The 9,108-nt window shown below is 70.3% G+C and carries 14 protein-coding genes; 6 read left to right on the top strand and 8 right to left on the bottom strand.

The window, feature by feature from the left end; translation table 11 throughout:
- The first annotated feature begins 84 nt into the window (after window positions 1-84).
- The 3 genes from ACFFGE_RS03540 to ACFFGE_RS03550 are packed head-to-tail and all read left to right on the top strand — an operon-like array spanning window position 85 to window position 3,041.
- Entirely contained in the window at window positions 85-1,023 is a 939-nt protein-coding gene (locus ACFFGE_RS03540) for a fatty acid desaturase family protein (protein WP_376834356.1), read from the top strand.
- Between the two features lie 45 nt (window positions 1,024-1,068).
- Window positions 1,069-2,388: an ABC1 kinase family protein gene (locus ACFFGE_RS03545; protein WP_376834358.1), complete on the top strand. Its 1,320-nt coding sequence runs from the start codon at window positions 1,069-1,071 to the stop codon at window positions 2,386-2,388.
- Between the two features lie 2 nt (window positions 2,389-2,390).
- A complete protein-coding gene (locus tag ACFFGE_RS03550) occupies window positions 2,391-3,041 on the top strand; it encodes a class I SAM-dependent methyltransferase (protein WP_376834360.1) in 651 nt (216 codons plus the stop codon).
- Here the strand turns inward: ACFFGE_RS03550 and ACFFGE_RS03555 are convergent.
- The 6 genes from ACFFGE_RS03555 to ACFFGE_RS03580 all read right to left on the bottom strand — a co-directional run bounded on the left by ACFFGE_RS03555 (window position 3,038) and on the right by ACFFGE_RS03580 (window position 5,737).
- On the bottom strand, window positions 3,038-3,319 hold the full coding sequence (locus ACFFGE_RS03555; protein ID WP_376834362.1) for a GNAT family N-acetyltransferase: 282 nt from the start codon (window positions 3,317-3,319) through the stop codon (window positions 3,038-3,040). The two genes, ACFFGE_RS03550 and ACFFGE_RS03555, sit on opposite strands and share 4 nt — an antisense overlap.
- Complete coding sequence (locus tag ACFFGE_RS03560) at window positions 3,316-3,696, bottom strand: hypothetical protein (RefSeq protein WP_376834364.1); 381 nt, start codon at window positions 3,694-3,696, stop codon at window positions 3,316-3,318. Before ACFFGE_RS03560 ends, ACFFGE_RS03555 begins: the two co-directional genes overlap by 4 nt.
- Before the next feature lie 7 nt (window positions 3,697-3,703).
- Window positions 3,704-4,339 (bottom strand): DUF4870 family protein, encoded by a 636-nt coding sequence (locus ACFFGE_RS03565; protein ID WP_376834365.1) that lies wholly within the window; start codon window positions 4,337-4,339, stop codon window positions 3,704-3,706.
- 66 nt (window positions 4,340-4,405) lie between these two features.
- Entirely contained in the window at window positions 4,406-4,804 is a 399-nt protein-coding gene (gene folB / locus ACFFGE_RS03570) for a dihydroneopterin aldolase (protein WP_376834367.1), read from the bottom strand.
- 2 nt (window positions 4,805-4,806) lie between these two features.
- On the bottom strand, window positions 4,807-5,562 hold the full coding sequence (locus tag ACFFGE_RS03575) for an SDR family oxidoreductase (protein WP_376834368.1): 756 nt from the start codon (window positions 5,560-5,562) through the stop codon (window positions 4,807-4,809).
- Complete coding sequence (locus tag ACFFGE_RS03580) at window positions 5,555-5,737, bottom strand: hypothetical protein (RefSeq protein ID WP_376834370.1); 183 nt, start codon at window positions 5,735-5,737, stop codon at window positions 5,555-5,557. The genes ACFFGE_RS03575 and ACFFGE_RS03580 overlap by 8 nt, the downstream gene beginning before the upstream one ends.
- Here ACFFGE_RS03580 and ACFFGE_RS03585 point away from each other — a divergent pair.
- On the top strand, window positions 5,736-6,206 hold the full coding sequence (locus ACFFGE_RS03585; RefSeq protein ID WP_376834372.1) for an NUDIX domain-containing protein: 471 nt from the start codon (window positions 5,736-5,738) through the stop codon (window positions 6,204-6,206). The two genes, ACFFGE_RS03580 and ACFFGE_RS03585, sit on opposite strands and share 2 nt — an antisense overlap.
- On the opposite strand, the gene ACFFGE_RS03590 is transcribed toward ACFFGE_RS03585, so the two are convergent.
- Window positions 6,207-6,644 (bottom strand): hypothetical protein, encoded by a 438-nt coding sequence (locus ACFFGE_RS03590; protein WP_376834374.1) that lies wholly within the window; start codon window positions 6,642-6,644, stop codon window positions 6,207-6,209.
- A gap of 120 nt (window positions 6,645-6,764) precedes the next feature.
- Between ACFFGE_RS03590 and ACFFGE_RS03595 the strand changes: the two genes are divergently transcribed.
- Complete coding sequence (locus ACFFGE_RS03595) at window positions 6,765-7,220, top strand: DMT family transporter (RefSeq protein ID WP_376834376.1); 456 nt, start codon at window positions 6,765-6,767, stop codon at window positions 7,218-7,220.
- Between the two features lie 16 nt (window positions 7,221-7,236).
- Here ACFFGE_RS03595 and ACFFGE_RS03600 read toward each other — a convergent pair whose 3' ends face one another.
- Window positions 7,237-7,728 carry an Lrp/AsnC family transcriptional regulator gene (locus tag ACFFGE_RS03600; RefSeq protein WP_376834377.1) on the bottom strand — a complete coding sequence of 164 codons (492 nt, stop codon included), beginning with the start codon at window positions 7,726-7,728 and terminating at the stop codon, window positions 7,237-7,239.
- A gap of 145 nt (window positions 7,729-7,873) precedes the next feature.
- Between ACFFGE_RS03600 and ACFFGE_RS03605 the strand changes: the two genes are divergently transcribed.
- The gene (locus ACFFGE_RS03605) at window positions 7,874-9,106 is read left to right on the top strand and encodes a 3-methyl-2-oxobutanoate dehydrogenase (2-methylpropanoyl-transferring) subunit alpha (RefSeq protein WP_376834379.1); all 1,233 of its coding nucleotides are present in this window, start codon (window positions 7,874-7,876) and stop codon (window positions 9,104-9,106) included.
- Window positions 9,107-9,108: the final 2 nt, after the last annotated feature.

Raw genomic sequence — 9,108 nt, forward strand, 5'->3', positions numbered from 1 at the left:
TAATGTCAACATTACATTCAGTAAGGCGGACATGACGTCTGGCCCCGGCTTTGCGCGCGCCGCCGCGCGGCGTATCCTGCATCCATGCCCGCCGCGCCCCGCATCGCGCCGTCCGCCGTCTTCACGGCCGAGGAGTGGGCGCCGTTCCAGAGCCGGTCCGGCGCGGTCGGGCTGTTGCTGGTGGCGCACTGCTGGGGCGTGATCGCGCTGGCCATCGGCGCCGCCGTGGTCTGGCCCGTGCTGATCCCGATCGCGGTCATGGTCGTCGGCACGCGGCAGCTGGGCCTGGCCATCCTGATGCACGAGGCCGCGCACGGGGCCCTGTCGAGGAACCTGAAGCTGAACGATTTCGTCGGCCACTGGCTGTGCGCCGTGCCGGTGGGGGCGTCGCTGCACGCCTATCGCCCCTATCACCTCAGCCACCACCGCTTCGCCCAGCAGCCGGAGGATCCGGACAAGATCCTGTCCGATCCCTTCCCCGTCAGCCCGGCGTCCCTGCGTCGGAAGATGCTGCGCGACCTGACGGGCCAGACCTTCTTCAAGCAGCGGGTGCTGCTGCCGCTGGCCATGATGCGCCGGGCCAGGGTCGAGGGCGCGAACCACGCCTATGACGCCGTGGTCACCGGCCGCTCGATCGTCGCCTTCCTGGCGGTGAACGCCGTGCTGGCCGCAGGTCTGGCGCTGGCCGGCGCCTGGTGGGCCTATTGGGTGCTGTGGCTGCTGCCCATGGCGACCTGGTTCCCGCTGGTCACGCGCATCCGCAACATCGCCGAGCACGCCTGCGTCGAGGGCTCGGCCGAAGACGCCTTCCGCGCGGCGCGCACGACGCGGGCGTCCTGGTGGGAGCGGGCCTTCATCGCCCCCTATTGGGTCAACTTCCACGCCGAGCATCACCTGTTCATGCACGTGCCCTGCTGGAAGCTGCCGCGCCTGCATCGGCTGCTGAGATCCAAGCCCGACGCCAGCGGCATGGAGGTCGCCCCCGGCTATCTTTCGGTGCTGCGGCTGGCCACGCGCGGCTGATCGGCCGCATCGCCCGCGAACTCCGGCGGGCCTAGGAACCTGAACATGCGACCTCCCTCCTCTCTCGGTCCCGGCCGCGCGGTGCCGTCCGGGCGTCTGAACCGGATGCTGAGGTTCGGCGGCATGGCGGCGGGCGTGGCGGGCGCGGCCCTGGGCGAGGGGGCGCGTCAGATGGCGGGCGGCAAGCGGCCCTCCCTGAGCGATGTCCTGCTGACCCCGGCCACGGCCCTGCGCGTCACCGACGAGCTGGCGCGGCTGCGCGGCGCGGCGATGAAGATGGGCCAGCTGCTGTCGATGGACGCCGGCGAGATGCTGCCGCCCGAGCTCGCCGACATCCTCGCCCGCCTGCGCGCCGAGGCCCGGCCGATGCCGCCCGCCCAGCTGGAGGCGGCGCTGAACCGCCGCTGGGGCCGGGGGTGGGAGGCGAACTTCGCCCGCTTCGATCGCGAACCCATGGCCGCCGCCTCGATCGGCCAGGTCCACCGGGCCGTGACCACCGACGGACATGAGCTGGCGATCAAGGTGCAGTATCCGGGCGTGGCGCGCAGCATCGACAGCGACCTGGACAATGTCTCGGGCCTGCTGAAGCTGTCCGGCGCCCTGCCGAAGTCGCTGGAGATCGAGCCCCTGCTGACCGAGGCCAAGCGACAGCTGCACGAGGAGGCCGACTACGTCCGCGAGGCGGCGCAGATGGCCCGCTTCGCCGCCCTGGTCGCCGACGACGCCCGCTTCGTCACGCCGGAGCCCTACGCGCCCCTGCTGCGCGCGGACGTCCTGCCCATGACCCTGCTTCAGGGACGACCGATCGAGACGCTGGCGAGCGCGGATCAGGCGGTCCGGGACGAGGTGGTCGCGCGCCTGCTGGAGCTCACGCTGCGCGAGCTGTTCGAGTTCGGCCTGATGCAGACCGACCCGAACTTCGCCAACTATCTGCACGCGCCCGACGGCCGGATCGTGCTGCTGGACTTCGGCGCCACGCGGGAGATCGCGCCATTGACGGCCGAGGCCTATCGCGGCCTTCTGCGGGCGGGGCTGTCGGGCGATCGGGAGGCGACGATCGCGGCGGCCATGCGGGTGGGCTTCTTCGACGAACGGCTGGTCGAGCGGCAGGGGGCGGTCGTCAACGACATCTTCGACCTGACGATGGCCCCGCTCCGGCAGGCCGGCCCCTTCGACTTCGGCGACCCGTCCGTGGTGCGGGCGCTGCGGGAACGCGGCATGGCCTTCGCCGAGGATCGCGACGTGTGGAAGGCGCCGCCGCCCGACCTGATGTTCGTGCAGAGGAAGCTGGGCGGCATGTATCTGCTGGCGGCGCGGCTGAAGGCGCGGGTGGATGTCCGCGCGCTGATGTCCGCCTACGCCTGACCATGGCCATTTCCGACCCGCGCGGCTTCATCCTGGCCAACACGCGCCTGACGACCGTGCCGCACGCGCCGGAGATCCGCCTGTGGCTGGCGGACGAGGTCACGCCGCTGTGGCGCCTGACGGAGGAGGAGCTGGGCGAGATGGGCGTGGCGCCGCCGTTCTGGGCCTTCGCCTGGGCGGGCGGACAGGCGCTGGCCCGCTGGCTGCTGGACCATCCGCAAGAGGTGGCGGGGCGCACGGTCGTCGACCTGGCCACGGGCTCCGGCCTCGTCGCCATCGCGGCGATGAAGGCGGGCGCCGCCTCGGTCCTGGCGGCCGACATCGACGCCTTCTGCGGGCCGGCGGTGGCGCTGAACGCGGAGGCCAACGGGGTGGAGGTGCGCTTCACGGACACCGATCTGCTGGACGCCGCGGCCCCCGAGGCGGAGGTGATCCTCGCCGGGGACGTCTTCTACGAGCGGCCGATGGCGGAGCGGGTGCTGGCGTGGCTGACGGCGGCGCGACGCAGGGGCGCGCGCGTGCTCGTGGGCGATCCGGGGCGGAGCTACTTCCCGAAGGCCGGTCTGACGATGCTGGCGGAATACACCGTGCCCACGACGCGCGAGCTGGAGGACCAGGAGGTCAAGCGCACGCGGGTATGGGCGCTGGACTAGGCCAGCACGTCGGCCGCGTCGGGATGCCTGCGGAACCAGGCGACCGCATAGCCGCAGACCGGCGTGAACGTCAGGCCGTGGGCGCGGCCGTGCTCGACCAGCGCCGCCATGAACTGTCCCGCCGCGCCTGAGCCGCGCAGGTCGGGGTCCGCCTCCACATGCAGCAGCGCCCTCACCTCGCCGCGCGAGGCGTAGTCGCAGAACACCTCGCCGCCCTCGAAGGGCTGGACGAAGCGCTTGCCCTCGGCCTCATCGATGAGCGGCCCCGTCGCGCTCACGCCGGGCGGTCCTGCAGCAGGTTCAGCAGGCCGATGACGCTCTTCACGGTGAACCAGAGGTGCAGCAGCAGCAGGGCCAGGCCGAACAGGATCGCGAACGGAATGCCGATCAGCACGAACGACAGGATGATGCTGACGCCGAGCAGGATCCAAAGCCCGATCGTCCACCAGAACACCGACCAGAAGAACCGGATTTGCTCGTCCATGTGCTGGCGCGGGACGCCCGTCGCGCCCCCGCGCGCCGCATAGGCGACCAGCAGGCCGACGATGACGAGCAGGTTCGCCGACGGGATCGACAGGATGTAGAGCAGCCACGCCACCGCCGCGGCGGGCTTGCCCGCAGCCTCGTGGCTGGCGTCGTAGCGGGGCTGGGTCATCTCGGCCTCAGAGGAAGGGAGTCATGGGGTTGTCGATGGGGCGGGCCGCCTTGAGCTTGAACACGCCCACCGCGCCCCGGATCAGGGTCCAGACCGCCGCCAGGAACAGCACGAAGACGCCCAGGTTCACGACGATCAGGATCAGCCCGACCCCCGCCGCCAGCGCCGCGCCCCACAGGGTCCGCTTCTGGAAGATGAAGTGGCTGCCCGCCAGCGGATCGGACGGCGCCTCGCGCCCCATCACCGCCAGGATGCCGATGACGGCCGAGACGCCCAGCGTCGGCACGGCGAACAGGATCAGCGCATAGAGGGTGACGGCCCGGATGCCCTCGGGCGTGTCCGCGATCTCGTCACGACGACGCACCGGCGGGCGCGACGGGGGCGCGACGGCGACGACCGGCTCGGGGCCGGCGATCATGGAAGGCTCCGGCGGAGGGGGCGGCGCATCGGGCACGGACTGGGAACGCGGGGTCTCCAGCGGCGGTTCCGGCTCGACCGGAGCCGCGGTGGGCTCCGGCGACGGCGCGGGCCGTGATTCGCCGCGCAGGTGGTCGGGGCTGGCGAAGCCGATCTGGCGGTCCAGCTCGTCGCACGGGTCCCGGCCGTCGGGAGCCTTGTCGTCGGGATTGTCAGGCGTGGCCATCGGCCCTCCTCGCTACGCCGGGCGAACGGTCGGACAATGGCGAGCGCGGCCGTTCCGCGCAACTGATCAGCGGGCGTAGGCGACCTCGCAACCCGCCGCCACCGCGCCGGGCAGGCAGCCCGGCTTCTCCACCCGCACCGTCACGCGTCGCACGCGAGGGTCGTCCAGGCACGCCAGCGCCAGCCGTTCGGCGAAGGTCTCCACCAGACCGATGTGGCCGTCCGCGACCAGCGCGGCGGCGGCCTGGGCCACCGTCTCATAGTTGACCGTATCGGACAGCCGCTCGACGGGGCGGGGGCCGAGCTCGAGCGTCACGTCCAGGATGAGCGTCTGCAGCACCCCCTGCTCGTGCGCGTGCACGCCGATGCCGGCCTGGACCTCCAGGCCGCGCACGAAGACGGTCAGGCCCTCACGACGCGCCGCGACAGGACCGGGGAAGGGCGCGAGCGGTTCGGGCAGGGACACGGTCACTCCAGGATGTCGGGGGTCTTCCAGGCGAGGTGCTGGCCCCCGTCGACGGCGATCATCTGACCGGTCACCATCGTGGCGTCAATCAGCCAGAGCACCGCGTCGGCGATCATCGCCGGCGTCGCCGCGCGCTGGAGCGGCACCGCCGCCGCCTCGGCCGCGAAGTCGTCCTCGCTCTGGTGGATGGACTGCAGCGTCGGGCCCGGCCCCACGCCATTGACGCGGATGCGCGGCGCCAGCGCCTGGGCCAGGGTGCGCGTCGCCCACCACAGGCCGTTGCGGGACAGGGCGTAGGAGAAGAATCGCGGGTCCGGCTTCAGCACCCGCTGGTCCAGCAGATTCACGATCGCCGACCCGTCCGGCGCCTGGGCGGCGAAGGCTTCCGCCAGCACGACCGGAGCCCGCAGGTTGGTCTCGATGTGCCGGTCCCAGCTGTCGCGCGACAGCGACCCCACACGATCGTCCTCGAACACGGAGGCGTTGTTGACCAGAGCCGACAAGGGCCCGAGGGCGCCTGCGGCCGCCGGGACGAGGCCGCGCACCGCGTCCTCGTTCATCAGATCGCACTGGACGGCGACCGCGCGACGGCCCAGCGTCTCGATTTCGCGGACCACATCCTGCGCGGCCTCGGCTGATCCGCCGTAGTGGACGGCGACGTCGAAGCCCGCCTTCGCCAGCGTCAGGGCGATCTCCCGCCCGATCCGCCTGCCCGCGCCGGTGACCAGCGCGGCCCCGCGCGGCGAGGGCTCAGTCAACCCGGCCGAACTCGAAGACGTTGATGGCCGCGACGACGGCGACGAAGCCGAGAATGATGTAGAGGGCGATCATGGGGCGGCGCTCCGAAACGTTCGGCCGGTGATTAGTCCGCGCCGCCGCGCTGTTCAAGGCGCGCGAGGCCGCATATCGAGGGCGACCGACCGGAGCTTTCATGACCTGGCGTCGCCATATCGAGCCCTTCACCCGACCCCTGTTCTTCACCTGGTCGAGACTGACACGCGGCATGACCCTGGGCGTGCGCGGACTGGTGGTCGATCCCGACGGGCGTGTGCTGCTTGTCGAGCACACCTACCTGCCGGGCTGGTGGCTGCCGGGCGGCGGGGTGGATCGCGGAGAGACGGCGCACGACGCGGTGATCCGCGAGCTGCGCGAGGAGGCGCACGTGAGGGTCGTCGGCCCGCCCCGCCTGGTCTCGGTGCACTCCAACAAGGCCTTCTTCCCCGGCGACCACGTGCTCCTGTTCCGCGTCGATGACTTCGAGGCGGACCCTTTCCAGCCCTCGGGCGAGATTTCGCGCATCGGGTGGTTCCCGCCCGACGCCCTGCCCGAACCGATGAACCGCGCCAGCCGCGACCGGATCCGCGAGGCGATGACCGGTGCGCCGACGACGGCGCTCTGGTGATCAATGGACGGCGGTGAAAGCGAAGTAGCAGACCTCAGTGGCGCAGCTTTCCATCGTCAGCACCGCCACCAGATGCCGGTTGGCGCCTGGGCTGACCGTCATCTCGATCGATTTTCCGTAACCGCGGCGCTGGCCGAGAGATTGTCCGCTGGCGCGATCGAAAACGATCAGGGACAGGCCGCTGCAGTCCTGATCGCAGCCCGCCACGAGGGAGACCGTGCTCGCACCGCTGACGAAACTCTGCGTCCACGATGCGCCCTGGCCCATGTTGTTCTGGGTGATGAAATAGGAGCGGGTGTAGGGCCGGTCGGCCCACTGGTACTCCATCTGATCAAGGGCGTGCCGGACATATGAGGCCAGCTCACCGGCGCCAGCCGGACCACCGATCGCCAACGCGCCGCTCAGAACCGCTGCGACGCCTACCGATTGAAGCCTCATCGCGTCCCCTCCTGATCCCGCTCGTATTCAAGGTCGCCTCGGCGCTCGGCGTCAATCCGCCTGATGGGCGTGGTCAGGACAGGCTGGACGACAGGTCGCGGACACCGCACTGGTGACGCCATGACGCTCAGCAACGCCACCGCCTTCGCCATCGCCGCCGTGATCGTGGGCGGCGCCTTCACCGCGCTGCAGGGGCCGACGAACGCGCGGCTGGCGGGGGCGGTCGCCTCTCCGGTCAACGCGGCGCTGATCTCGTTCGCGGTCGGCACGGCGGTGCTCGCCGCGCTGGCCTTGGTGCTGCGCACCCCGCCGGATCCGGCGGCGACGCGCGCCCTGCCCTTCTGGGCCTGGCTGGGCGGGGCCTATGGCGCGGTCTTCGTGGTCGCCGCCGCCTTCGCCGTGCCGAGGCTGGGCGTGGCCTCCACCATCACCCTGATGATCGCGGGGCAGCTGGTGCTGAGCCTGGTGCTCGACCACTTCGGCTGGCTGGGCGTGCCGCGCCAGCCCATGAGCATGGGCCGTCTGGCGGGCGTGGTCCTGGTGTTGCTCGGCGTCTTCCTGGTGCGGCGCCCCTGACGCTCGCTGCTGATGCTCAGGCGACGTGGGGCGTGACGATCCCCAGTGGAAGGGTGGTGACGTTCTTCACCCCGCGCGTGACGATGTGGCTTTCGCAGTCCGACACCACCGCCAGGGCCAGCAGCTTCTCACGCAGGAACTTGTCGAAGGCGTGCATGTCCGAGGTGACGATCCGCAGCACATAGTCCTCACGCCCCGTGATCGTGGCGCACTGGACGACCTCCGGCCAGTGTTCGACCGCCGCCTCGAAGGCGATGAGATTGTCGGTGGACGGAAGGCTCAGCTTGACGATCGCATAGACCTCGAAGTCCAGGCCCAGCTTCGTGGCGTCCAGCAGCGTCACGCGCTTGCGGATGAAGCCCTGGTCCTCCAGCCTCTTGATCCGGCGCCAGCAGGGTGAAGCGGACAGCCCGACCCGGTCAGCGACCTCGGCGACGGACAGGCCGGCGTCCTGTTGCAGGATATCCAGGATGCGGGCGTCGATGGCGTCCAGGTCTTCCGCGAGCATCATTCCTCCTGATTTGTATTTCTTAGAACAAAATACCTCAAATCGCCGTTTGGCAAGGCGGATTTGAGCGAGCGTTCGGCGCGGCCTCGTGCTATTGCCCCGGCTTGGAGTGAAACGCCGATCGGATCAACCGAGGGCAGGACGAATGAAAAAGAACAGCAAGCCCCTATCGTTGCGGATTCCCGAGCCCTCGGGCCGTCCGGGCGATACGCCGGACTTCAGCCACATCAAGCTCGACGCCGCCGGCGCGGTGGATCGACCGCCGACGGATTCGCGGCCGGCCGCCATGCTCGACCTCGCCTTCCGCCTGGTGCGGGTGCTGGACGAGGACGGCAAGGCCGTGGGCCCGTGGGACCCCAAGCTCGACGCCGAGACCCTGAAGAAGGGCCTGAAGGCGATGATCCTGACCCGCGCCTTCGACGACCGGATGCACCGCGCCCACCGCCAGGGCAAAACCAGCTTCTACATGAAGTGCACCGGCGAGGAGGCCATCGCGGTCGCGCAAGGCATGATTCTGAGCCGCGAGGACATGGGCTTCCCGACCTATCGCCAGCAGGGGCTGCTGATCGCGCGCGACTATCCGCTGGTCGATATGATGCACCAGATCTATTCGAATGCGTCGGACCCGATCAAAGGCCGCCAGCTGCCGATCATGTACTCCTCAAAGGAGTACGGCTTCTTCACCATCTCGGGGAACCTCGGCACCCAGGTGCCCCAGGCGGTGGGCTGGGCCATGGCCTCGGCCTACAAGGGCGACGACAAGATCGCCATCACCTGGATCGGCGACGGGGCGACGGCGGAAGGGGATTTCCACAACGCCCTGACCTTCGCCGCCGTCTATCGCGCGCCGGTGATCCTGAACATCGTCAACAACCAGTGGGCCATCAGTTCCTTCCAGGGCATCGCGGGCGGTCTGGAGACGACCTTCGCGTCCAAGGCCATCGGCTACGGGCTGCCGGCGCTGCGGGTCGACGGCAATGACTTCCTGGCGGTCTGGGCGGCGACCCAGTGGGCCGAGGAGCGCGCGCGCGCCAACCTGGGCGCCACGGTGATCGAGCTGTTCACCTATCGCGCCGCGCCGCACTCCACCTCCGACGATCCCAGCCGGTACCGGCCGGGCGACGAGTTCGAGAAGTGGCCGCTGGGCGACCCCGTCGCGCGGCTGAAGCAGCACCTGATCGCGCTCGGCGAATGGTCCGAGGACCAGCACGAGGCGGAACTCAAGTCCGCCGACGAGGCTGTCCGCGCCGCCGGCAAGCAGGCGGAGGCCGTCGGCACGCTCGGCCAGTCGCGGCCCAGCGTGAAGACCATGTTCGAGGACGTCTTCGCCACCGAGGACTGGCGCCTGGTCGAACAGCGGCGCGAGGTGGGGGTCTGATC

The organism is Brevundimonas balnearis, from assembly GCF_042434805.1.
Classification (GTDB): Bacteria; Pseudomonadota; Alphaproteobacteria; order Caulobacterales; family Caulobacteraceae; genus Brevundimonas; species Brevundimonas balnearis.

What these genes read in the sequence shown, in the direction of transcription:
- ACFFGE_RS03540 (WP_376834356.1), top strand. Translation starts at nt 85, where the DNA reads ATGCCCGCCGCGCCCCGCATCGCGCCGTCCGCCGTCTTCACGGCCGAG.
- ACFFGE_RS03605 (WP_376834379.1), top strand. Translation starts at nt 7,874, where the DNA reads ATGAAAAAGAACAGCAAGCCCCTATCGTTGCGGATTCCCGAGCCCTCG.
- ACFFGE_RS03560 (WP_376834364.1), bottom strand. Translation starts at nt 3,696, where the DNA reads ATGACCCAGCCCCGCTACGACGCCAGCCACGAGGCTGCGGGCAAGCCC.
- ACFFGE_RS03550 (WP_376834360.1), top strand. Translation starts at nt 2,391, where the DNA reads ATGGCCATTTCCGACCCGCGCGGCTTCATCCTGGCCAACACGCGCCTG.
- ACFFGE_RS03600 (WP_376834377.1), bottom strand. Translation starts at nt 7,728, where the DNA reads ATGCTCGCGGAAGACCTGGACGCCATCGACGCCCGCATCCTGGATATC.
- ACFFGE_RS03585 (WP_376834372.1), top strand. Translation starts at nt 5,736, where the DNA reads ATGACCTGGCGTCGCCATATCGAGCCCTTCACCCGACCCCTGTTCTTC.
- ACFFGE_RS03545 (WP_376834358.1), top strand. Translation starts at nt 1,069, where the DNA reads ATGCGACCTCCCTCCTCTCTCGGTCCCGGCCGCGCGGTGCCGTCCGGG.
- ACFFGE_RS03590 (WP_376834374.1), bottom strand. Translation starts at nt 6,644, where the DNA reads ATGAGGCTTCAATCGGTAGGCGTCGCAGCGGTTCTGAGCGGCGCGTTG.
- ACFFGE_RS03565 (WP_376834365.1), bottom strand. Translation starts at nt 4,339, where the DNA reads ATGGCCACGCCTGACAATCCCGACGACAAGGCTCCCGACGGCCGGGAC.
- ACFFGE_RS03580 (WP_376834370.1), bottom strand. Translation starts at nt 5,737, where the DNA reads ATGAAAGCTCCGGTCGGTCGCCCTCGATATGCGGCCTCGCGCGCCTTG.
- ACFFGE_RS03595 (WP_376834376.1), top strand. Translation starts at nt 6,765, where the DNA reads ATGACGCTCAGCAACGCCACCGCCTTCGCCATCGCCGCCGTGATCGTG.